The organism is Betaproteobacteria bacterium, from assembly GCA_016720855.1.
Taxonomy (GTDB): Bacteria; Pseudomonadota; Gammaproteobacteria; order Burkholderiales; family Usitatibacteraceae; genus FEB-7.
This window is the reverse complement of the sequence record JADKJU010000002.1, coordinates 404,292-426,521: the sequence shown is the minus strand read 5'-3', so window position 1 is coordinate 426,521 and position 22,230 is coordinate 404,292. Positions and strand designations below refer to the sequence as shown.

The 22,230-nt window shown below is 66.1% G+C and carries 17 protein-coding genes and 1 riboswitch; of the genes, 8 read left to right on the top strand and 9 right to left on the bottom strand.

Translation table 11 applies throughout. From position 1 onward, the window contains the following. The first annotated feature begins 112 nt into the window (after positions 1–112). Positions 113–207: riboswitch (TPP riboswitch) on the top strand. Positions 208–239: 32 nt separating this feature from the next. Next, positions 240–2,153 carry a phosphomethylpyrimidine synthase ThiC gene (thiC, locus tag IPP91_09090; protein ID MBL0142222.1) on the top strand — a complete coding sequence of 638 codons (1,914 nt, stop codon included), beginning with the start codon at positions 240–242 and terminating at the stop codon, positions 2,151–2,153. A gap of 33 nt (positions 2,154–2,186) precedes the next feature. Next, entirely contained in the window at positions 2,187–2,993 is an 807-nt protein-coding gene (locus tag IPP91_09085; protein ID MBL0142221.1) for an undecaprenyl-diphosphate phosphatase, read from the top strand. A gap of 19 nt (positions 2,994–3,012) precedes the next feature. Here the strand turns inward: IPP91_09085 and IPP91_09080 are convergent, their stop codons facing one another. The 6 genes from IPP91_09080 to IPP91_09055 form a co-directional block, all read right to left on the bottom strand. Further along, positions 3,013–8,727 (bottom strand): Hpt domain-containing protein, encoded by a 5,715-nt coding sequence (locus tag IPP91_09080; protein MBL0142220.1) that lies wholly within the window; start codon positions 8,725–8,727, stop codon positions 3,013–3,015. A gap of 6 nt (positions 8,728–8,733) precedes the next feature. Continuing rightward, entirely contained in the window at positions 8,734–10,968 is a 2,235-nt protein-coding gene (locus IPP91_09075; protein ID MBL0142219.1) for a type IV pili methyl-accepting chemotaxis transducer N-terminal domain-containing protein, read from the bottom strand. A gap of 51 nt (positions 10,969–11,019) precedes the next feature. After that, complete coding sequence (locus IPP91_09070) at positions 11,020–11,535, bottom strand: chemotaxis protein CheW (GenBank protein ID MBL0142218.1); 516 nt, start codon at positions 11,533–11,535, stop codon at positions 11,020–11,022. 13 nt (positions 11,536–11,548) lie between these two features. Next, a complete protein-coding gene (locus IPP91_09065) occupies positions 11,549–11,908 on the bottom strand; it encodes a response regulator (protein MBL0142217.1) in 360 nt (119 codons plus the stop codon). Positions 11,909–11,946: 38 nt separating this feature from the next. Further along, positions 11,947–12,312 (bottom strand): response regulator, encoded by a 366-nt coding sequence (locus IPP91_09060; GenBank protein MBL0142216.1) that lies wholly within the window; start codon positions 12,310–12,312, stop codon positions 11,947–11,949. A 251-nt stretch (positions 12,313–12,563) separates the two neighbouring features. After that, positions 12,564–12,755: a rubredoxin gene (locus IPP91_09055; GenBank protein ID MBL0142215.1), complete on the bottom strand. Its 192-nt coding sequence runs from the start codon at positions 12,753–12,755 to the stop codon at positions 12,564–12,566. A gap of 133 nt (positions 12,756–12,888) precedes the next feature. On the opposite strand from IPP91_09055, the gene thiD reads away from it, so the two are divergent. The 4 genes from thiD to IPP91_09035 are packed head-to-tail and all read left to right on the top strand — an operon-like array spanning position 12,889 to position 16,796. Then, complete coding sequence (thiD, locus tag IPP91_09050) at positions 12,889–13,722, top strand: bifunctional hydroxymethylpyrimidine kinase/phosphomethylpyrimidine kinase (GenBank protein ID MBL0142214.1); 834 nt, start codon at positions 12,889–12,891, stop codon at positions 13,720–13,722. Beyond that, the gene (locus IPP91_09045) at positions 13,700–14,383 is read left to right on the top strand and encodes a thiamine phosphate synthase (GenBank protein ID MBL0142213.1); all 684 of its coding nucleotides are present in this window, start codon (positions 13,700–13,702) and stop codon (positions 14,381–14,383) included. Before thiD ends, IPP91_09045 begins: the two co-directional genes overlap by 23 nt. Continuing rightward, positions 14,355–15,644, top strand: coding sequence for a glutamate-1-semialdehyde 2,1-aminomutase (gene hemL / locus IPP91_09040; protein ID MBL0142212.1), 1,290 nt, complete (start codon positions 14,355–14,357; stop codon positions 15,642–15,644). The genes IPP91_09045 and hemL overlap by 29 nt, the downstream gene beginning before the upstream one ends. A gap of 6 nt (positions 15,645–15,650) precedes the next feature. Beyond that, positions 15,651–16,796, top strand: coding sequence for a GGDEF domain-containing protein (locus tag IPP91_09035; GenBank protein ID MBL0142211.1), 1,146 nt, complete (start codon positions 15,651–15,653; stop codon positions 16,794–16,796). On the opposite strand, the gene IPP91_09030 is transcribed toward IPP91_09035, so the two are convergent. Continuing rightward, positions 16,793–17,413, bottom strand: coding sequence for a cytochrome c4 (locus IPP91_09030; GenBank protein MBL0142210.1), 621 nt, complete (start codon positions 17,411–17,413; stop codon positions 16,793–16,795). The two genes, IPP91_09035 and IPP91_09030, sit on opposite strands and share 4 nt — an antisense overlap. Before the next feature lie 113 nt (positions 17,414–17,526). On the opposite strand from IPP91_09030, the gene IPP91_09025 reads away from it, so the two are divergent. Both IPP91_09025 and hemB read left to right on the top strand, forming a co-directional pair. Further along, positions 17,527–18,147: a YihA family ribosome biogenesis GTP-binding protein gene (locus IPP91_09025; protein ID MBL0142209.1), complete on the top strand. Its 621-nt coding sequence runs from the start codon at positions 17,527–17,529 to the stop codon at positions 18,145–18,147. 134 nt (positions 18,148–18,281) lie between these two features. Continuing rightward, positions 18,282–19,289 (top strand): porphobilinogen synthase, encoded by a 1,008-nt coding sequence (hemB, locus tag IPP91_09020; protein ID MBL0142208.1) that lies wholly within the window; start codon positions 18,282–18,284, stop codon positions 19,287–19,289. On the opposite strand, the gene IPP91_09015 is transcribed toward hemB, so the two are convergent. Together IPP91_09015 and IPP91_09010 are read right to left on the bottom strand one after the other, a co-directional pair. After that, positions 19,286–19,891, bottom strand: a complete 606-nt coding sequence (locus tag IPP91_09015) for a hypothetical protein (protein MBL0142207.1) — start codon at positions 19,889–19,891, stop codon at positions 19,286–19,288. The genes hemB and IPP91_09015 overlap by 4 nt on opposite strands. A gap of 7 nt (positions 19,892–19,898) precedes the next feature. Further along, complete coding sequence (locus IPP91_09010; GenBank protein ID MBL0142206.1) at positions 19,899–22,226, bottom strand: penicillin-binding protein 1A; 2,328 nt, start codon at positions 22,224–22,226, stop codon at positions 19,899–19,901. Positions 22,227–22,230: the final 4 nt, after the last annotated feature.

The window sequence follows — 22,230 nt, the reverse complement described above, 5'->3', positions numbered from 1 at the left end:
TTGGTCATTTGTACCCGAACTGCTCTGCCGTTGCAACGGCGGGGCCTGCTCCGGCAGGCGACCTCCGGCCCGGGTCATTTGCGCCCCCGCGACGCTTCCGGTAGCTTTGAGGGTCCGAACGCAGGGGTCCGGGCCACCGCCCGGTGAGAGAGTCCCTTTGAACCTGACCCGGGTCATGCCGGCGTAGGGAGCGTAGGCCCCAGGCCTTCCGCTCCGTCGCTGCTCCCGATGGAGCCTTCATGAACGCCAATCCGAAATTCATCGCCGCGTCAGCCCACGTCGACGAGGCTGCAGTCCAACCGCTTCCGCGGTCGCGCAAGGTCCATGCCGAGGGTTCGCGCGCCGACATCCGGGTGCCGATGCGCGAGATTTCGCAGTCCGACACGCCCGCCTCGTTCGGGCCCGAGGCAAACCCGCCCGTTTTCGTCTATGACACGAGCGGGCCCTATACGGACCCGGCCGCGCGCATCGACATCCGCTCCGGACTGCCGGCGCTGCGCGCGCGCTGGATCGAGGAGAGGGCAGACACGCAAAAGCTCGACGGGCCCACGTCTCGCTATGGCCGGGAACGCCTTGCGGACCCGCAGCTCGCCGAGCTGCGATTCGACCTGAAACGCCTTCCGCGCCGCGCGAAGGATGGCGCGAAGGTGACGCAGATGCACTACGCGCGGCGCGGCATCATTACCCCGGAGATGGAGTTCGTCGCCATTCGCGAGAACGGGCGCCGGCGCGAATACCTGGAGGGCCTGCGCGCCTCGGGCCCCACCGGCTCTCGCATGGCCGAGCTTCTCGGCCGTCAGCATCCGGGCCAGTCTTTCGGCGCCGCGATCCCCGCCGAGGTCACGCCCGAATTCGTCCGCGACGAGGTGGCGCGCGGCCGGGCGATCATCCCCGCCAACGTGAACCACCCCGAGATCGAGCCCATGGCCATCGGGCGCAACTTCCTGGTGAAGATCAACGCGAACATAGGCAATTCGGCGCTCGGCTCCTCGATCGCCGAGGAAGTCGACAAGATGACGTGGGCGATCCGGTGGGGTGGCGACACCGTGATGGACCTGTCCACCGGAAAGCACATCCACGAGACACGGGAGTGGATCATCCGCAATTCCCCCGTCCCCATCGGGACGGTGCCGATCTACCAGGCGCTGGAGAAAGTCGACGGCAGGGCCGAGGAGCTCACCTGGGAGATCTTCCGCGATACCCTCGTCGAGCAGGCCGAGCAGGGCGTGGACTACTTCACCATCCACGCCGGGGTGCGCCTGCCCTTCATCCCGATGACCGCCACACGCATGACGGGGATCGTCTCGCGCGGCGGCTCGATCATGGCCAAGTGGTGCCTCGCCCACCACAGGGAGAGCTTCCTCTACGAGCATTTCGAGGACATCTGCGAGATCATGGCCGCGTACGACGTCTCCTACTCCCTGGGAGACGGCCTGCGGCCCGGCTCCCTGTACGACGCCAACGACGAGGCGCAGCTGGCCGAGCTCCGGACTCTCGGCGAACTCACCTCGCTCGCGTGGAAGCACGACTGCCAGGTGATGATCGAGGGACCCGGCCACGTGCCCATGCAGCTCATCAAGGAGAACATGGACCTCGAGCTGGAGCACTGCCACGAGGCGCCGTTCTACACGCTCGGCCCGCTCACCACCGACATCGCGCCGGGCTACGACCACATCACGAGCGGAATCGGCGCCGCGCAGATCGGTTGGTACGGCACCGCCATGCTCTGCTACGTGACGCCCAAGGAACACCTGGGCCTGCCGGACAAGGACGACGTGAAGGACGGGATCATCACCTACAAGATCGCCGCCCACGCCGCGGACCTGGCCAAGGGGCATCCCGGCGCGCAGATCCGTGACAATGCGCTCTCGAAGGCACGCTTCGAGTTCCGCTGGGAGGACCAGTTCAACCTGGGACTCGATCCGGACAAGGCGAAGCAGTTCCACGACGAGACGCTGCCCCAGGAGGGCGCCAAGCTCGCCCACTTCTGCTCCATGTGCGGACCGCACTTCTGCTCGATGAAGATCACGCAGGACGTGCGCGATTTCGCGGCGAAGATGGGCGTCTCCGACGAGCAGGCCCTCGCCAAGGGGATGGAGGTGAAAGCGGTGGAATTCGTGAAGAAGGGCGCCGAGGTCTACACGAAGGCCTGACCTCGCGCGGGTCGGGTGCTAGACTTCGGCCCGATGGAAATCGCACCGCTCCTGAGCGCGCTCGTCCTGGGCGTCGTGGAAGGCCTCACCGAGTTCCTGCCGGTGTCCTCCACCGGCCACCTCATCATCGTCTCCGACCTTCTCGGCCTGAACGACGAGAAAGGAAAGGTCTTCGACATCGTGATCCAGCTGGGCGCGATCCTCGCCGTGTGCTGGGAGTATCGCGCCCGCTTCGCCCGGGCCTTTTCCGGCATCGCCTCCGATCCGGTGCAGCAGCGCTTCGCGACCAACCTCGCCGTGGCGTTCGTCCCCGCGGCCGCGATGGGACTTGCCTTCCACCGCCAGATCAAGGATTTCCTCTTCAACCCGGTGAGCGTGGCCGTGGCTCTCGTGGCCGGGGCGGTGGTGATCTTCGTCGTCGAGCGCTGGTATGCGCGTCACGGGGCGCCGCGCATTGTCGAGGTGGACGAGATGGACTGGAAAGACGCCCTGATGGTGGGACTCGCGCAGTGCTTTTCGCTCATTCCGGGGACGTCCCGCTCGGGCGCCACGATCATCGGCGGGATGCTCTTCGGCCTGTCGCGGCAGGCCGCAACCGAGTTCTCGTTCTTCCTCTCGGTGCCGATCATGGTCGCCGCCAGCGGCTACCAGCTGGTCAAGTACCGGCAAATTCTCGACGCGGCCGACCTCGGTACTTTCGCCGTGGGATTCGTGGTGAGTTTCATGGCGGCGCTCGTCGCGGTGCGCGGCCTCATCCGCTACGTGGCGAACCACGACCTGCGGGCGTTCGCCTGGTACCGCATCGCGCTCGGCGCCGCGGTCCTTGCCTGGTTCAGCTAGCCCGGCCTTCCCGCGTTCCTCAGAAGGCCTCCTTCCCGCGCGTGAAGCGCGAGATGAGCGCGAGCAGCTGCTCCTCCTGGTAGGGCTTCCCCATGTACTCGTTCACGCCGAGTTCGAGGGCCCGGTTGCGGTGCTTTTCCGCGGTGCGCGAGGTGATCATGATGATCGGGATCGACTTCGTGGCCTCGTCGGCCCGCACGTTCCTCGCGAACTCGAAGCCGTCCATGCGGGGCATCTCGACGTCGAGCAGGATCACGTCGGGACGCACGTCCTGAAGCTGCTGCAGCGCGTCGACCCCATCCTTGGCAGCCACGAACTCGTAGCCCTCACGCGAAAGCATGCGGCCCGTGATCTTTCTCACCGTGAGCGAATCGTCCACCACCATCACCAGCGGGGCCGACTTCACCGGCACCGCGGGCGCCTGCGGCTCGGCCGGAATCGCCGGCATCGGGACAACCTCGCCCGCCGCGCGCTCACGGTGCACCAGAGTCACCGGGTTCAAGACCAGCACCACCTGCCCGTTGCCCAGCACGGTGGCGCCCGCAACCCCGGCCAGCCGCGCGAGCTGCGGACCGATCGTCTTCACGACAATTTCGCGGTTGCCGACGATTTCGTCGACACGCACCGCCGCGCGTTGCACGCCGCTTCGGAGCAGCAGCACGGGAATCTGGCGCTGCGGAACGGGACTGTCGGTCTCTCCCAGCAGAGTGAGGAGTGAGCGCAGCGGGTAGGCATTGTCCTTCCAGGCGATCTCGCCGCGGGCCATCGCCTCGGAAAAGGGCTGAGCCTTGTACTGCTGCACCTGGTCCACGATGACGGAAGGAATGGCGTAGAGCCTGTCCCCGACGCGCACCATCACCGCCTGGCTCACCGCAAGGGTGAGGGGCAGCGTGATCGTGAACGTCGTGCCGCGCCCCGGGACGGAGGCAAGCTCCACCCGCCCCCCGAGCGAGGTGATCTCGTTCCTCACGACGTCCATGCCCACGCCGCGGCCGGCCACCAGCGTGACCTCCTTCGACGTGGAGAACCCGGGCTTGAAGATGAGCTGGGCGAGCGCCGCCGGCGGCGCTTCGTCGTCCGCGGCCAGTATCCCGAGCTCCCCGGCACGCTCGCGGATTCGCGCGTAATCCAGCCCGCGTCCGTCGTCGGAGACCGTGAGGACAACCTCGTTGCCGCGCTGTACGGCGTCGATCAGGATCTCGCCGATCTCGGGCTTGCCCGCCGCCACCCGCGCCTGCGGGGTTTCGATGCCGTGCCCCACCGCATTCCTCAGCAGGTGCTCGAAGGGCGCGGTGATCTTCTCGAGCATCGATCGGTCGAGCTCGACGCGGATGCCCTTGAGCTCCAGGTTCGCCTTCCTGCCGACATCCTTCGCCGTCTGGCGCACCACACGGTAGAAGCGGTCCGCCAGGTTGGCCAGGGGCACGAGCCGTACTCCCATGAGCCCCTGCTGGAGCTCCCGGTTGAGCCGGCCCTGCTGGAGGAGAGCGAGCTCGCTCTCGTCGATGTTCTTCTGCAGGCCCTGCTGCAGGGTGATCACGTCGCTCAGGGATTCCGCGAGGAACCGCGTGAGTTCCTGCATGCGCGTGAAGCGGTCGAATTCGAGCGGATCGAAGGCGCCGCCGTGTTCCTCCTGTTCCCGCAACCGGCTCTGCATCTGCCCTTCGGAGGAGATTTCGATCTCGCGCAACTGGGCGCGCATCCGCAGAACGTTTTCCGCCATGTCGGACAGCGCGCGCTTGAACGCGGCCATCTCGCCCTCGATCCGCGAACGCGCGATCGAGAGTTCACCCGCCTCGTTCACGAACTGGTCGACCAGGTCGGCGTTCACGCGCAGCAGCGCAGTGCGCACCTCGCGAAGCTCGGGCGGCAGCCCCTGCTGCTGGGCAATCGTCTCTGCCGCCGCCGCGATCACCGCCAGCGGCGTGGGCTTGTCCTTCTGCTGCTCGAAGACCGCCGACACGGGGACCTCGATCGGCAGGAGGTCCTGAAACTCCTCTCCTCGGGAAAGCCGCTCGAGCGCCAGGGAGAACCGGTCGATACGCTCCTCGGCCTCCTCGAATTCGCTCTCGGGCGGCACGGCCGCTTCGGACATTCCAACCACTCGCGTTTCCAGCAAGTGCGCAAGCTCGCCCAGCCGCATGAGGCCGGTCATGCGTGCGCTGCCCTTCAGCGTGTGCAGGTGGCGGCGCAGGTCGTCGGCGGGCGCGCGGTCGGACGGGCTCGCTTTCCAGCGACGCAGCCCGTCGCTCACCGCGGGCACGAGCTCGCGGGCCTCGTCCAGGAATATCGGCAGGAGATCGCGATCGACATCGTCCTTGACCTTGCGCTGGTCCTTGCCGGCCTCGAAGGGTCGGTCGGCTTCTTCCACCGGAGCGGAAACCGGTTCCGCGGGGACCGCAGGTTCCTGCGGAACCGGCGGCGGGGCTGCCGAGACCGGGAGCACCGGGTCGGGTGCAATGATCGGCGCTGCCTGCACGGATTCCGCAGGCACGGGACGTACAGTCGCGGTCGCGGTCGCCGTCGCCAGCGCCTTCGCTTCGATTGCTTCCCGGATGGCGTCCGGCATGCGGATATGCGTGCCTTCGCCTGTTCGCCGTGACTCCTGGAGCCCCTCGCGCAGGGACTTCAGGTCATCGACGAGATCCTCGCGACCGAGCGGAAGCGCCCGCCCGGCGATGGAACGCACCATGGACACCACGCCATCCACGGCGCGGCGCGTGGTCACCAGCCTTTCGGCCGTGAATTCCGGCGGATAGTCGACCGCATCGGCGAGCCACTTCTCGAGGGCGTGCGCGACGTCGGCCAGCACGTCGAAGCCCGTCGTGCGGGAGCTGCTCGTCAGGGTGTGAGCCGCGCGCATGAATTCGTGGCTCACCGGGTGCATGCGATCGGCCTCGATCGCGGACATCTCGCGCTCGAGCGTGGTCGCGTGCTGCTCGGATTCACCCACATAGATCGAGAACAGGGCGGGCGAAATGCACACGGAGCCAACGACCACATCCGGCTCCTCATACTGTTCCTCCTCGCCCGCCTGGGGCGCGGGCACCTCCGCCGGCGGCGATGCCGCGGATGCCGCGAAATCAAATTCGTCACGGCTTGGCGGCGGCGCTTCCTCGGGCTGGAGATCGAGCGACTCGAACGTGAAGCCCTCGGGCGCGGGTGTTGCAGGCGTCTGCAAAGGCTCGGCAAGTGCTCCCGCAGACTTCTCCAGCGGCTCTGCGGGCATGGCGGCCGGCGGTGCCTCCTCGGGGAGTCGCTCGAGCACCGGGGCAGGCGTAGCGGTCGCGCCGCTTTTCAGGATTTCCGCCCGGCGCGCGATCTGCGCGCCATCGATCGGGGTATCCGCCCCCGTCTTCAATTGCTCGATCCAGCCCGAGAACGATTTTTCCGCAAGCTCGACGAAGGCGAGGAGGTCCGGCGTGGCGGGTTTCTCGTCCTTGAGCCACTTGTTCATCACCTGCTCGCACTGCCAAGCGACCTCTCCCAGGTCGGTCAGGCCGACCATCCGGCCGCTTCCCTTGAGGGTATGGAAACCGCGCCGGATGGTGGTGAGCGCCTCCCGGTCGTGCGGGGCGCCGCGGGACGTCGCCAGGTGCTGAGCGATCGTCGCCGCGACCTCCATCGCCTCCTCGAGGAAAATCTCGAGGAGCTCCCTGTCGATCTCGGATCCCGGGGCATCGACAAGCTGGACGACCTGGGCCGTGGGCATTTCCGCCGGCTTGTCAGGCGCAAGCTCCTGGATTGCGTTGAAGATCCCCGTCTGGTTCACGTCGCCCGCTGCCTGGAGGGCCGCAAGCGCCTGGTCGCTTTGCCGGGCCACGTGGGCATCGGCGATCACCACCGCATCGCGCTTGAGATCGTCCACCGCGCGCTCGAGCTTTTCCTTCCCTTCCGCGCCGGGCGTCTCCTTCCAGTCCTCGTAAAGTGCCTGCACCTTCTGCTTCTGGACGTCGATGTCGAGTGGCGACACGGTACCGGTATTCCGGAGCGCTTCTTCGACGATCGCCTGCTCGGACTGGAGGAGCCCGAAGCGCACCAGCGCCGGCCTGAGCACGTCCTCCGGCCGCGCGGCGCCCTGCTGGATCGCAGTGATGTAGAGGCCCAGCGCGGAAAGTCCGTCCGCGACCATTTCGGCGGCTTCACCCTGCCCGTCGAGCGTGCCTTCGGCAAATTGCTGGACGCGAGCGCTGACTGCCGCATTGAGTTCCGCCGCGGCATCGAGCTCCATGATCATCAGGGCACCCTGAACCTGGGCGAACTGGCTGGGGAGTCCCTTGAGGTCGGGCCGGTGCGCTGGATCCCGGAAGAACGCATCCAGGGACTGCTCGATGCCCTGCAGATTCACCTGGACTTCCTGCCCGACCTGGAACACGAGAAGCTTTTCCTGGGCGCGGCGCGTCATCTCGTCGAGGATCCCGCCCTCGATCGTGTCCATCGGCGGAACGGCCTCGCCCGCCATGGCGGCCTTCAGGCGCTCGGACACGACCCTTGTCTGTCGCTCGAAGTCGCCGCCCATCCGATGATAGTTGTCGAAGGCCGATTCGATGAACAGCAGAGCCGTCGCCACCTCCAGGGCCTGCGACTCCGAAGGGGGAATCGCCCGTGCCTTGAGCGCCGGCGCGATATCGGCGAGCTTCGCGAAGACGTGCTGGATGTCGCGCCGAGGCAACTGCGCCGCACGGTCGGCAAGTGCCAGCGCCTGCTTGCCGAAAGGCTCGAGAGCCGCGCGATTGCCGGAAGTGAACTTGAGCCACGCGTCCTTCTGCTGGATGGTGAGATCGCGCAGCTCGCGAATCAGCGACCCGAGGGCTTCATCGCCGGCGTCGCCCAGCGCCGTTTGCGGGGTCGCGAGGAGCTCGTCGAGGCGAAATACCGCCTTCAAGGTGACGATCCTCGGGCTGACAGGCCGACTGCGCCCCACCTGGAGCAGGAGGTCGCGGAAGAGGCGCTCCGGCACTTTCAAGGAGCCGTCGATCAGTTGCTTCACCTGCTGGTCGACCTTGGCAAGCAACGGCTTGGCCTTGGCATCCAGGGCGAGGCCATCCAGGGCAAGCGCGTCGAAAAAGCCGGTCGCCGCCGTCCAGAAGGGGCGATTGGGCGTGGAGGACTGAAGCGACTCGATTGCAGCGATGGCGTCCTGCATCAGACGGCAGCCCTCGATCGTGTCGCCCCCGCGCAGGATGCGCAGCAGCCCCTGCTGGTAGATCGAACGCTGGTGCGAGAGGGCTTTCACGAGCACCGCGTCGTCCATCGCGGCAGCCGCCTCCCCGAGCAAGGGAAGGGCAGCGCCCAGGTCGGGGTGGAACAGGTCGCCCTCGGTCGCATCCGATGCCCCGCGGGCCCGGTTCAACTCGAGATAGCCGGAAAGCAGCGACATGGGGCGGTCCGCCTCGCCACCCATCAGCGCGTCCAGATAGTTGGAAAGAAGCGAGATCGCCCGCTTGGCAACCGGCACCAGCAAGGCGATCTCGTGCGCCTGACAGGTCTCTACCGACAACACCAGGCGCTCGAGCTCCTCGTTGAAACGCGTGGCCGCCCCGAGCCCGACCATGGCCAGCGCTCCGGTGGCCTGGTGCAGGTGGGTGAGGATGTACTTGACCGGCGCGCGCTCCTGCGGAGCGGCGACGATCTTGTCGAGGTTCTCGCGCGCCTGCCCGAGCGAATGGTCGATCTCGGTCTTGACCCAGCTGAGCGGGCCAAGATCGATGCCGGCGGCAGGACGGGCGCCCATGATCTCCTAGAGCTTGAAGCCCGATACGGAGCTCTTCAGCTCCTGGGCCACGGAGGACAGGTCCCGAATCGACCCGGCGGTCTGCTGCGTGCCATGCGTGGTCTGGCGCGTGATCTCGAGAATTCCCTGCATGTTCCGCGCGACGGTGTTCGTCGCCTCGGCCTGCGTGTTCGTTGCCTGGGAGATCTGCTGGATGAGCTGCGCAAGGCTCTTCGTAACCGTATCGATCTCGGTAAGGGCCTGGCCGGCGGCATCGGAGAGCTTCGCGCCCTCGACCACGCCCTGTGTCGATTTCTCCATGGCCGCGACCGCGTCCTGGGTATCCGCCTGAATCGTCTTCACGATCGCGCCGATCTGCTTGGTCGCCTCGCCGGAGCGTTCCGCTAGGCGCTGCACTTCCTCCGCGACCACCGAGAAGCCCCTGCCCGCCTCTCCGGCCGAGGCCGCCTGGATGGCGGCATTGAGCGCAAGGACGTTCGTCTGCTCCGTGATGTCCGCAATGAGTTCCACGATCTCGCCGATCTCCTGCGAGGACTCGCCGAGGCGCTTGATCCGCTTGGACGTCTCCTGGATCTGGTTGCGGATGTCGTTCATGCCGAGGATGGAGTTCTCCACCGCGACCCGGCCCTTGTCGGCGGCCGCCAGGGAGCGCTGGGCGACCTGCGCACCTTCCCCTGCAGTGGACGACACCTCGGAAATCGAACGCGAAACCTGGAGCACCTGCGAAGTCGTCTCCTCGATCTCCTTCGATTGCCGCTCCGCGGCGCCGAGGAGTTCCGCGGAGATCGTCTGTGCGTGCGCCGTTTTCTGCGTCACCGAGATGGCCGCGCTGTTGACCCCGGTCACCAGGCTGCGCAGCTCGTCGATGGTGTAGTTCATCGAGTCCGCGATGGCCCCGGTGATGTCCTCGGTGACCTCCGCCTTCACGGTGAGGTCGCCGTCGGCAAGGTCCCCCATCTCGTTGAGCAAGCGCAGAATCGCCTGCTGGTTCTTCCTGTTCTCCATTTCCGCCGTCGCGGCGGTGCGCCGGGTATCGGAGAGGAAGACGAAGCCCATGCTGAGCAGGAGGACGACGAGGAGAACCACGAGGATGAATATGGTGATCACCACCGTCGCCGACTTCTCGGCCTGCAGCGCTTCCTGGAGCCTGGCCACGGCGCTCTGCAGCTGCTCGGAGCCGGCGACGAGCTGCGCGCCCGCCTGCCTCGCCGATACGAGCTTTTGCAGCTCGCGCAGAATCGGACCAACGCTCTTCTCGAAGGCGTCGAACTGCTTCTTGAGGTCTCCGAGCTTGCCCCGCGCTTCCGCATCGCGCACGGGCAGGATGGCAAGCCCCTCGCTGCCCGACTCGAGTGCCTTGATGAGGTCGCGCAGGTCGTTGGTGTCCTTGCCGATGAGGAACGGCACTTCCGGATCGATGGTCTCGGCCCCGAGAATCTCGGCCGAGCCGCGGCCCAGACGCTCGGCGAGCACGGTGAGGCGATTGGCACGGAGCACCTGTCCGGGGGCCGAGCCCGACTGGGTCATGAGCGAGATGAGTTCCTGGGAGGTGGCAGCCATCTCCTCAGATCCGACGCGGATCTGGGCGATGTTCTGGGCGAGCTGGACGAGGTCGTTCCGGGCAGCCAGGATGGCCGATGCCGCGCCCGAGGATTCGGGCCACCTCTGGTTCAGCTCCTGGAGCCGGCTCTTGAGTTCATCGCTGCTTCCCGCCGGGGGCACTTCAACGCCGAACGCGAAGCCGCCTTTCTGCAGCACGTCGAGGAAGTTGGCGAACTCGTCGCGGCTGTCCTGCACCTGCGGAAAGGCCGACGGCTGCCCCCGGGCCGCGAGGCTCGCGGCCTTGGCGAGGCGCTGCGTGTGGAACTGCATCTGCGATGTGACCGTCACGTAGGTCGCATTCTGGGATCGCACCTGGGCGTCCAGGAAAGCCATCAGCGCGGTGAGCACCACGAGCACCAGGGCAGTGGTGCCGAGAATGTTCATCTGCGACGTAACCTGCAGGTGACCGATCAGGGGAAGCCGGAAGTCCTCCAGGCTCACGCGCTTCGCAAGGGACGCCGCCTTTTTCGGGTCGCTTGCGCCCTGGGTCGAGGTCGGGCCGCCGCCGGCGGGGAGGTTCGTCATCGTGGACGAAGCGGACGAAGCTGGCCGGGCTCCCGCCTTCGGCTTGGGCGCAGCGAGCTTCTTGAACCAGTCCGCAAACGAGGTCTTGGGTTTTGCCGGCGGTGCTTTGGCCATTGTGTTCTCCGTGCAGCGTGGTGTCTGGGGCGGTGCCGTCGGGCCCGCGCCCTAGTGGCTTCCAACTTCAAGGAAACGTTGTTCCTTCGCGAGCCGCGCGAGGTCGAATTCATGCCAGGATGCGCCCGCCGCATCCTTGAAAACGGCTCCCACCCACGGAGCCGCGTCCGGTGGCCGCTCGGCGGCGGTGAAGTGTTCGGGATTACGAAGGCCCAGCATTCGCGAGACCAGGAGTCCCGCGCCGGTCACAAGCTTGTCGGAGATGAGGATCACCCGCCTCTCGGTGCCGCCGGGAGTCGGTTCGTCCCCCTGGAAGGCGGAGAAGTCGGCGATGCTGTACAGGGTTCCCCGGACGTTGGCCACCCCCCGGAACCATGGCCGGGTGAGCGGCACCGGCACGATGGGCGGAAGCGGAATCACCTCGCTGACCTGGTGCAGGGACACGAACCAGTTCACTCCACCGACCTGGAAACCGAGCTTGGACGAAAGGGTCGCGCGAGTGGCAGCCGTTCGCAGTCGCTCTGCGACCGCAATCTGGAATTCGCGAAGGCCCGTCCGGCGCGCCATGGGAGAAGGCGCTTCAGCCGAACGACTTGATCTTTTCGATCAGGTCGACTTCGTTGATCGGCTTGGTGACATAGTCCTTGGCGCCCTGCCTGAGTCCCCAGATCTTGTCCGTCTCCTGGTCCTTGGTGGTGCAGATGATGACCGGGATGTGCTTCGACGACTCGTCACGCGTGATCGCGCGGGTCGCCTGGAACCCGTTCAATCCCGGCATGACGACATCCATGAGGATGAGATCCGGCCGATCGCTCTTCGCGCGCTCGATCGCCGCCTCACCGCTATCGACGAGGATCACCTCGAAACCCTTCTTCTTCAGGAGGTTATCGAGGTAGGCGCGCTCCGTCGGCGAATCGTCCACAACCATGATCTTCTTGATCGGCATTTGGTTTCGCTCCATTACGTGAATCGGTTTCGTCAGGCCTGATTCCGATGCGCGAGATGCGTCTCGACGGCACGGATCAGGCTTTCCTTCGTGAAGGGCTTGGTGAGGTATTCGTCGGACCCGACCATGCGGCCCCGCGCGCGGTCGAATAGGCTGTCCTTCGAGGAAAGCATGATGACCGGAGTCGCGTGGTGCTTGCCGCTCTTCTTGATGAGCGCACAGGTCTGGTAGCCATCCAGGCGCGGCATCATGATGTCCACGAAGATGAGGTCGGGTTGGTGATCGGCGATCTTTGCAAGGGCGTCGAAACCGTTCTCGGAGAGGATGACCTGGCATCCGGCCTGCATGAGAAAGATCTCGGCGCTTCGACGGATCGTGTTGCTGTCGTCGATCACCATCACCCGCACGCCGGCAAGGGTCTTCGTGTCCGCCACGCCTTCCTCGGTCTGACTTCCGCTTCTCGTCGCGAATGGCTCGTGCAAACGCGAGCCACTGCTGCGCGCAGGCATAGGTCGAGCCGGGGTCTGCCGCGATTTCGCTCTTCGGGCGACTGGTCGCTTAACGAATGTAGCCTATGTCATTCAGCTCGTGAAAACAAGATTCAAGCGCGGGAACCTGAAGCCGTTTCGAATTATCGCAACTGTTGCCTTCAGAGTTCCACCATCTCGAAATCGTCCTTGCGCGCCCCGCACTCGGGGCAACTCCAGTTCGCCGGAACATCTTCCCATCGCGTGCCCGGCGCGATGCCGTCGTCGGGCGCCCCCTGTGCCTCGTCATAGACATATCCGCAGACCAGGCACATCCACGTTCGGCAGGGTAACGGGGCGGGAGCGGTGGACATGGCAGTCGGAAGGAAGTGCCGGATATGGGTAGAATGAGCGATCGGGAAATTCCGCGCGCCCGGGGTTGCCGGCGCAGCGGGCGCATCGGTTGCAGCCAGCCGGCAGTTTAACCCGCGCACCCCCCTTGCTTCCATGCCCGCCCCTTCAGTCGTCCCGCCTGCCGTCCTTACCTTCGCCGCAACCGACCCGACATCCGGTGCCGGCCTGCAGGCGGACATCCTCACGCTCGCGAGCATGGGGTGCCACCCCTTGTCGGTGGTCACGGCGATCACGGTCCAGGACAGCACCGGAGTCGAGGGTTTCCTCGCGCTCGATCCTGACTGGGTCGCCGACCAGGCCCGCTGCATCCTCGAGGACATCCCGATTGTCGCATTCAAGATCGGGGTCCTCGCCTCATCGGAGATCGTGACGGTCGTTGCCGAAATCGTGTCCGATTACCCGGACATCCCCCTGGTCCTCGACCCGGTCCTTGCCTCCGGTCGGGGCGACGAGTTCGGCGGCGATGATCTCGTCGGCGCGATCCGCGAGCTGCTCGTGCCGCAAAGCACGGTGGTCACGCCCAATATTCCGGAGCTTCGCCGGCTCGCCGATGGCGACGAGGACGAGGAGCCGGACCACGCGGAATGCGCGCGCCGCCTCCTCGACCTGGGCTGCGAGTACGTCCTGGTCACCGGAACCCACGACGCCACGACGGCGGTCGTGAACACCCTTCATCATCGCGACGGGATCGTGCGATCCGATACCTGGCAGCGCCTGGCGGGCAGCTTCCATGGCTCGGGCTGCACGCTGGCGTCGGCCATCGCGGCAAACCTCGCGCGCGGCCTGGATGTGGCTGATGCCGTCTACGAGGCCCAGGACTACACGTGGCAGGCGCTTGCCCGCGCATTCCGGCCCGGCATGGGGCAGCACATCCCCGATCGCCTCTTCTGGGCGCGGGACACCGATGACGGCGAAGACGCAAGCTGAGCGGCGCCGGCAGCTGCGCGGCCTTTACGCGATCACGCCGGAGCTCCATGACTCTGTGCGGCTCGTGGGCCTGGTTCGATCGGCCCTCGAAGGCGGCGCCCGCCTGGTCCAATACCGGGCCAAGGGTCTCGCAGCCGGCGAGCGGGCTCTCCAGGCGAGGGCGCTCCTCTCGCTATGCCGGGAACGAGGTGTGCCATTCATCGTGAACGACGACGTCGAACTCGCACTGAGCCTGGCCGCCGATGGCGTGCACCTGGGTCGCGACGACGGCGATCCTCGGGAAGTGCGGCGGCGCCTTCCGGATGCGATCGTCGGCATATCCTGTTACGACGACCCTGCGCGCGCCGTCGCTGCCGCAGCTGCGGGTGCCGATTACATCGGCATCGGCAGCATCTTCGCCTCGCCAACGAAACCGCACGCGATCCTCTCGGGACTTGCCGCCATTGCCGAAGCCAGGCGCATGACCCCATTGCCGGTCGCCGCAATCGGAGGAATCACGGCCGCCAATGCCGCCGTGACCGTCGCCGCCGGGGCCGATATGCTGGCGGTCATTTCGGCCCTCTTCGACACGCCCGACGCCCAAGCCGCGGCGCGCGCACTTTCCCGACCCTTCAACATGGAAACCGATCCCCATGTACGAACGCAGCCAACAGCTCTTTGAGGCTTCGCAGCGCGTCATTCCCGGGGGCGTGAACTCGCCGGTGCGCGCCTTTCGCGCCGTCGGCGGCACGCCCGTCTTCTTCCGCGAAGGCAAGGGCGCATGGTTGGTCGACGCGGATGGCAACCGTTACATCGACTACGTGGGCTCGTGGGGGCCGATGATTCTCGGCCATGCGAATCCCGACGTGCTGGCGCAGGTCGCGGCCGCGGCTGCGCGCGGCCTTTCATTCGGCGCGCCGACCGAGCTCGAGCTCGAAATGGCCGAACTCATCACCGCAAGCCTCCCGTCGGTCGAACAGGTCCGGCTCGTGAGCTCCGGAACGGAGGCCGTCATGAGCGCCCTGCGGCTGGCCCGCGGGTTCACGAACCGGGCGCTTATCGTCAAATTCGAGGGCTGCTACCACGGCCACAGCGATTGCCTGCTCGTGAAGGCCGGGTCGGGGGCGCTCACCTTCGGCAACCCCACGTCCGCCGGCGTCCCCGCCGAGATGACTTCCCGGACGCTCGTCCTGGACTACAACGATTCCCAGCAAGCGGAAGATGCCTTTCGGCGCTTCGGGCCTGAAATCGCGGCCGTCATCGTGGAGCCGATCGCCGGGAACATGAACTTCGTGCGGCCATCGCAGGAGTTTGTCGACACGCTCAGACGCCTGTGCACACAGCACGGCGCCGTGCTGATCTTCGACGAGGTGATGACCGGCTACCGTGTAGGCGCTCAGGGCGCGCAGGGGGTGTTCGGCGTTCGTCCGGATCTGACGACGCTCGGCAAGGTGATCGGTGGGGGATTGCCCGTGGGCGCCTTCGGTGGCCGGCGCGACATCATGGCCAGGCTGGCGCCCCTGGGTCCGGTCTACCAGGCCGGCACCTTGTCCGGCAATCCGGTCGCAGTGACCGCGGGACTCGCCACGCTCAAGCAGGTGCTCGCCCCCGGATTTTTCGAAGCGTTGGCGAAAACGACCTCGGCCGTCGTCGATGGCCTCATGAAGGAATCCCGCGCCGCCCGCATTCCATTCAGCGCTGCCTCGCAGGGGGGCATGTTCGGGCTGTTCTTCCGCGCCACGCCGCCCTCGACATTCGCGGAAGTGATGACGAGCGACAAGGAGGCATTCAACCGCTTCTTCCACGCCATGCTTCGTCGCGGCGTCTACCTCGCGCCGTCGGCCTTCGAAGCCGGCTTCGTCTCGTCCGCGCACGGTCCGGCCGAGATCGATGCCACGCTGGCCGCTGCCCGCGAGGCGTTCACCGAATCGCGCGCGGCCTGACCGACCTTGCGGCCACTCGCCGGGAAGATCGCAGGAAGCGGGCTTTTCATCGCCGCGTTGACGATCGCGGTTCTCGCCGCGCTCCTGTATGGCGACATGTCCCGCGAGATGACCCTGTCGCGCGAGATCCAGGCCATCCAGGAGGTGAAGGCGGGGCTCGACACTCTCAAGGAATCGCTGCACCAGCTGCGGTACGCGGCCATGGTCGATTCCCGGGGCGGCGACTTCGGCCGGGAGAGCGTGACGATAGAGGCGGAGCTGGACTACCTGCGGGCCAAATCATCGGAACGCCCCGACATGGCGCCGGTCCTTGCAACGCTGGAGTCGCCGGTGCGCAGCTATCTGGATCAGGTGGTCCTGTCGCGACGCGCAGGCCCGAAAAGCGAAGCGCTCCCGTTGGTGGAGGCCGAGGAGAACGCCTTCGGTTCGGTTGGCCGCGCTGCTGACCGGGCAGGCGAGGAGATCCATCGAAGGACGAATGCACAGATCCAGTTGTGGTCCGGCCGGGAGCTATACGTTCGCGCCCTGGTCGCAGGGACGATCGCGGTGCTCATCGGGCTGGGTGTGGCATTCCGGCAGTCCCTTCGGCGCGCGCGCAGGGACGCCATCCGAATCGAGCAGTTGGCGCACTACGACGCCCTGACGGGGCTCGCCAACCGCAGCCTGCTCGCGGACCGCCTGTCGCAGATGATGGCGATGTCCCGTCGCAATGCCGCGCCGATGTCGATCCTGCTATTCGATCTCGATGGGCTCAAGGGTGTGAACGACACCCTGGGACATGCGGCAGGCGACGCGCTGCTCGTGGCCGTGGCGCGGCGTGCCCGGGAATGCGTACGGGCATCCGACACGGTGGGTCGCCTCGGCGGCGACGAATTCCTCGTGCTCCTTCCCGAAGCCGACAGCGACGGGGCGAGATCGGTGGCCGGGAAGCTGCTGGAAGAGCTCTCGCGTCCCTTTGCACTGGGCAACGAGAGCGTGCGCGTGAGCGCGAGCATCGGAGGGAGCTTCCTGCCGGGCCCGGCTCAGGACGGGGACGCGCTTGTCCGGTCGGCGGACGAGGCGCTGTACCGCTCCAAGCGGGAAGGGCGAAATCGCTACACCGAGGCACCGATCGGGGCGGAATCCCCGGGGCCACCAGCGGGCAGTGCTTAGCGAAGCCCCGCGACGTACTCCGAAACCGCCTTCATGTCGGCTTCGGACATCTTGGCAGCAACACCGGCCATCACGGCATTTGTCCGGCCCCCGCTCGCAAACGCCTTGAGCCACACCAGGGTGAGATCGCTGTATTGCCCGGCCAGACGGGGATACTGCGTCGGAATCCCGGCGCCCGCGGCGCCATGGCATCCGGCACAGGCGGGCACATTGCCCTGCTTGATGCCGCCACGCCAAATCTGCTGGCCGCGTACGGCGAGCGCCTTGTCCTTCGCAGCGGAAGGCTTCGGGGTCTGCTGGGAGAACCATGCCGCGACGTTGCGCATGTCCTCGGGCGTGAGCGCCGCCGACATGCCTGCCATGATGGGGTTGGCCCGCGCGCCAGATTTGTAGGCGGTGAGCTGCGCGGCAAGATAGTCGGCATGCTGGCCGGCCAGAATGGGATTCGCCGGCAGGGGACTGTTGCCGTCAGCGCCATGGCAGGCTACGCAAACCGTGGCCGCAATCTGCTTTCCGCGCTCGAGATCGGGCTTCGGGGCAGGCGCTGGCGCAGCGCCCTGCGCAAGCGTTGCGTAAACTATCGCCATGAACCCAGCCCACCCTTGGAATGCACGCATTGCCTGTCCTCTGTCTTTGGAATTGCGTAAACCCGCTGATTTTACCGTAGCGCCGCCCTGCGCCGCCACCCCGGCGTCCCGGATGGCGGGACCGGACTGAGTCCGGCAGCTCCATGCGCCTCGAGAATGCCCGGTACCACCTGTCGGTGCACGACCCCAGGCTGCTTCCCTCCGACTCGCTTCCGGAAGTCGCCTTCATCGGCCGTTCGAACGCGGGAAAGTCCAGCGCCCTGAACACGCTGGCGGGCCGGCGGCGGCTCGCCTTCGTGAGCAAGACGCCGGGCCGAACCCAGCTCATCAATTTTTTTGGCGTCGACGAGGATGCGTTCCTCGTGGACCTGCCGGGATACGGTTACGCCGGCGTGCCGCTTGCGGTACGGCAGCACTGGGATACCCTGGTCGGAGAGTACATCTTTCATCGCCGCGCCCTCGCCGGGGTCGTGGTGGTCATGGATGCGCGCCACCCGCTCACCCCGCAGGATCGGCGGCTCCTCGACTGGCTGTTTCCATCCGGGCGCAGCGTCCACGTGCTGCTTTCCAAGTCGGACAAGCTCTCGGCACAGGCCGCGTTACGCACGCTCACGCAGGTTCGCAAGGATCTGGCCCAGCTCTACCCGGGTGCAAGCGCCCAGCTCTTCTCCAGCCTCAAACGCACGGGGATGGCCGACGCGCAGGCATGCATCGAGTCGTGGGTCGCGGCGAAAAAACAAGAAGCCCCGGCAAAAGGGGACTAAGGCCGGGGCAAAAATGCCTCGAAGGGAATCGAGGCGCCCGCTCAGGGAGGAGAAGCGGGGAAGGAATCACCCTTCATGCGTTGAGAGTCTGCCGCCATGCTAAAGTTCCCGCGCCATCCGCCACTGCAAACCCGATGACCTTTCCGTTCGCACAATTCCCGCAGCGCCGCCTGCGACGCATGCGCCACGATGACTTCTCACGGCGCCTCGCGCGCGAGTGCCGGCTTTCGGCTGACGACCTGATCCTGCCCGTGTTCGCGCTCGATGGCAGGAAGTCCGTGCAACCGGTCGTTTCTATGCCGGGTGTCAGTCGCCGCTCGGTCGATGAGTTATTCCCCGTGGTCGAGCGAGCGCTTACCTTGGGCATTCCGGCAATCACGCTGTTTCCCGTGATCGACGGGGCACTGAAGTCACTCGACGCGAAAGAGGCCTTCAATCCCGAGGGTCTGATTCCTCGCTGCATTCGCGAAGTAAAGGCTCGCTTTCCGGAGATCGGGATCATCACGGACATCGCCCTTGATCCCTACACCAGCCATGGACAGGACGGCCTGATCGACGAGTCTGGTTATGTCCTGAATGACGAAACCATTTCCGTTCTAGAGAAGCAGGCGCTTACTCATGCGGCTGCAGGTGCCGATATCGTCGCCCCGTCGGACATGATGGACGGCCGGGTGGGAGCCCTTCGGCGCGCGCTGGACTCCTTTGGTCACGTTCATACCCGCATCCTCGCCTATTCCGCCAAGTACGCATCCGCTTATTACGGGCCGTTTCGCGATGCGCTCGGGTCCGGGGCGAATCTCGGCAAGGGCAACAAGGAGACCTACCAGATGGACCCGGCCAACTCGGACGAGGCTCTGCATGAAATTGCGCTCGATCTCGACGAAGGTGCGGACATGGTGATGGTGAAGCCCGGCCTGCCGTACCTGGACATCGTGAGGCGGGTGAAGGACACCTTCGGCGTGCCCACATTCGTCTATCAGGTGAGCGGCGAGTATTCCATGCTCCAGGCGGCTGCCGGCCACGGCTGGATAGACGGTCCGGCTTGCATGATGGAGTCCCTGGTCTGCTTCAAGCGGGCTGGCGCGGACGGGATACTCACCTACTTCGCCCTGGACGCAGCCGAGGCCCTGCGCGGCCGCTAGGGCTCGAGAAGCGCCTCGACCTGCGCAAGGCGGGCGCGCTGGAGACCGTCGGAATCCGGTCTGGACCGGGGTGCAAGATGCTCGTCACCCCGTGCGTAAACTGCCAGCGTGACGGGCGCCCCGTCGACTTCGAGGAAGAACTGCGGGACATCGACCCAGTCGTCGCCGACGCGGACGCGCTTTTCGTCCTGCTCGAAGCGGTAACGACGATTGACCAGGAACAGCGCAAGGCTCTTGGAGTCGTCCGCGAAGAGTTGCAGCGTCACCTCCGAGAACTGGTTCGCCGTGCCATTCAGAACCGCTCCGACGAGTATTGGGCGGAAATCGGCGAAATCGCGCATGACCTCGACCGCCACTTCTCTCAGGTGCCGAAGCTCCGCCGGCTGGTTGTCGCTCTGAAAGAGTCCCTGGTACTCGCGCAACGCCGCTTCGATCTCGCGGTTGTCCGGCAACGCATGCGAATCTGCCAGGCCGGCCTGCCGGGCCGCCTTCTGCTTGGCGTACCCGTAGTCCTGCACCCCCTCCTCCGCCATCAACCGGGCAGCAAGGTAGGCGAGGTGCCTGCGCAGATTGTCGTCGCGACGCGACCGGTTCCTGCCCACGGCTGTCCTAGAAGATCTGGTTCTTCACTTCCTCGGGGGGCCGGGCCGCGTCGCGGGTCACGCCGCTCGCCCCTGCGCTGCCCGGGATTGTTTCCTGATAGAAGAACTCGACGGTCTTGCTTCGACCGTCCGGCTCCCGCAACCCGGTGGCCGGATCGATATTGACTACCACGATGCCCTCCGGCGGCTCGAGGTCCGACTCCGGCTCGCCCTTTAACACCCTTGACATATAGGTCATCCACATCGGCAACGCCGCTTGTCCGCCCGTTTCGTTGGCCCCCAACGTCGCCGGGGTATCGAAGCCGATCCACGCTACCGCCACGACGGTGGGCTGGAAACCGGCGAACCAGGCATCGATATGGTCATTGGTCGTGCCGGTCTTGCCCGCCAGGTCATGCCGCCCGAGAGACATCGCCCGCGCCGCCGTTCCGTAGCGGACCACGTCGCGCATGAGGCTTGTCATCAGGAATGCGTTGCGAGGGTCCAGTACGCGCTCGGCATCGGTCCCCGCGACCTCCGGCCTCGCCTCGTAAAGCTTCTCGCCGCGGTTGTCGAGAATTCTCGTGATGAACCACGGTTTCACCCGGTAGCCCCCGTTGGCAAAGGTCGCGTAGGCACCCGCCATCTGCAGGGGCGTGGCCGACCCCGCTCCCAGTGCCATCGTAAGATAGGCTGGGTGGAGCTTGGGGTCGAACCCGAACTTCTGCAGATAGTCCTGGGCATAGCCGGGGCCGATGGCCTGCAGGAGGCGGATGGAAACCATGTTCTTCGACTTCGCGATCGCCATGCGAAGGCGCATCGGTCCCTCGTACTTCCCGTCGTAGTTCTTCGGTTCCCAGAGCTGGCCGCCGGTCTTCGCCGCATCGATCACGAACGGTGCGTCGTTGAGGATTGTCGCCGGGGTGAATCCCTTTTCCAGTGCCGCGGAATAGATGAAAGGCTTGAAGCTCGAGCCCGGCTGGCGCCAGGCCTGCGTCACATGGTTGAACTTGTTTGCATTGAAATCAAAGCCGCCCGCCAAGGCCCGGATGGCACCGTTGGCAGGATCCAGGGCCACCAATGCCGCCTCGACCTTGGGGACCTGCGCAATGCTCCACGCCCCTTTCTCCCCCGCTTGCAGCCGGACGACCGCCCCGCGCCTGATGGCCCTGTCCGGGTTGGTCCGGTCTGCCAGCGCCTTGGCGACGAAACGCAGGCCCTCGCCATTGATTCGGACCAGGTCGCCCCGCCTCATCACGGCAGCGACCTCCTTCGCGGAGGCCTCAAGGACCACCGCCGCCACCTGGTCCCCCACGGAATCGCGATCCTGCAGCGCCTCCTCGATCGCCTCGTCCAGCTCTGCGCCTGGCTCGGCGGGAAGGCTCACGTAAGCCTCCGGACCGCGGTAGCCATGACGCCGGTCATAGTCGAGGACGCCCTGTCGCAGCCCGGCGTTCGCGGCCTCCTGATCCCGGCGCCGCACCGTGGTCTCAACACGAATCCCGCTCACATACGCCGTCTCCCCGTATTGCTCGAAGACGGCCGCGCGAGCCATTTCGGCCACATAATCGGCACGCAAGGGAAAGGTGTCGCGCTGGTTGGCGTTCAGTCGCAGCGGCTCGGCGAGAGCCTTGCGGTAGGCATCCGCGGGCAGCCAACCCATGTCGGCCATGCGACGCAGGACGTAATGCTGGCGCTGCTGTGCCCTTTTCGGGTTCACGAACGGATTTTGCCGGGACGGGGCCTGGGGAAGCCCGGCGAGCATCGCCGCCTCGGAAGGTGTCAGATCCGCCAGGCTCTTGCCGAAATAGACGCTTGCAGCAGACGCAAATCCGTAGGATCGGCTTCCAAGGAAGATCTGGTTGACGTACAGCTCCAGGATCTGGTCCTTGGACAGACTGGCCTCGATCTTGAAGGACAGCAGTATCTCGGAGAGCTTTCGCGCGATTGTCTTTTCGCGGGTCAGGAAGAAGGTCCTCGCCACCTGCATCGTGATGGTGCTTGCACCCTCCCGGCGCCCCTGGAGGTTGGCTATCGCCGCCCGCGCAACCCCGTTGTAGTCGACGCCCCCATGCTGGTAAAACCGGTCGTCCTCGGCCGCCAGGATGGCTTGCTTCATGACTTGCGGCACATCCTGGATCTTCACGACGGCCCGCCTTTCCTCACCGAACTCGCCAATCAGCTCCCCTTCGGCGCTGTAGATCCGCAAGGGGATCTTCGGCCGGTAATCGGTCAGGACCTCGAGGGAAGGCAGGTTCGGCCAAAGCAGGATGACGGTAAGCGCGCCCACCCCGGCGGCCACCAGGACGAGCGATGCGGCAACGAGCGCAGGGTAGAACCACCAACGGGAGGTCATGGGC

Coding starts and splice junctions, on each gene's coding strand:
- thiC (MBL0142222.1), top strand. CDS start 240: ATGAACGCCAATCCGAAATTCATCGCCGCGTCAGCCCACGTCGACGAG.
- IPP91_09085 (MBL0142221.1), top strand. CDS start 2,187: ATGGAAATCGCACCGCTCCTGAGCGCGCTCGTCCTGGGCGTCGTGGAA.
- IPP91_09080 (MBL0142220.1), bottom strand. CDS start 8,727: ATGGGCGCCCGTCCTGCCGCCGGCATCGATCTTGGCCCGCTCAGCTGG.
- IPP91_09075 (MBL0142219.1), bottom strand. CDS start 10,968: ATGGCCAAAGCACCGCCGGCAAAACCCAAGACCTCGTTTGCGGACTGG.
- IPP91_09070 (MBL0142218.1), bottom strand. CDS start 11,535: ATGGCGCGCCGGACGGGCCTTCGCGAATTCCAGATTGCGGTCGCAGAG.
- IPP91_09060 (MBL0142216.1), bottom strand. CDS start 12,312: ATGGTGATCGACGACAGCAACACGATCCGTCGAAGCGCCGAGATCTTT.
- IPP91_09055 (MBL0142215.1), bottom strand. CDS start 12,755: ATGTCCACCGCTCCCGCCCCGTTACCCTGCCGAACGTGGATGTGCCTG.
- thiD (MBL0142214.1), top strand. CDS start 12,889: ATGCCCGCCCCTTCAGTCGTCCCGCCTGCCGTCCTTACCTTCGCCGCA.
- IPP91_09045 (MBL0142213.1), top strand. CDS start 13,700: ATGACGGCGAAGACGCAAGCTGAGCGGCGCCGGCAGCTGCGCGGCCTT.
- hemL (MBL0142212.1), top strand. CDS start 14,355: ATGTACGAACGCAGCCAACAGCTCTTTGAGGCTTCGCAGCGCGTCATT.
- IPP91_09030 (MBL0142210.1), bottom strand. CDS start 17,413: ATGCGTGCATTCCAAGGGTGGGCTGGGTTCATGGCGATAGTTTACGCA.
- IPP91_09025 (MBL0142209.1), top strand. CDS start 17,527: ATGCGCCTCGAGAATGCCCGGTACCACCTGTCGGTGCACGACCCCAGG.
- hemB (MBL0142208.1), top strand. CDS start 18,282: ATGACCTTTCCGTTCGCACAATTCCCGCAGCGCCGCCTGCGACGCATG.
- IPP91_09010 (MBL0142206.1), bottom strand. CDS start 22,226: ATGACCTCCCGTTGGTGGTTCTACCCTGCGCTCGTTGCCGCATCGCTC.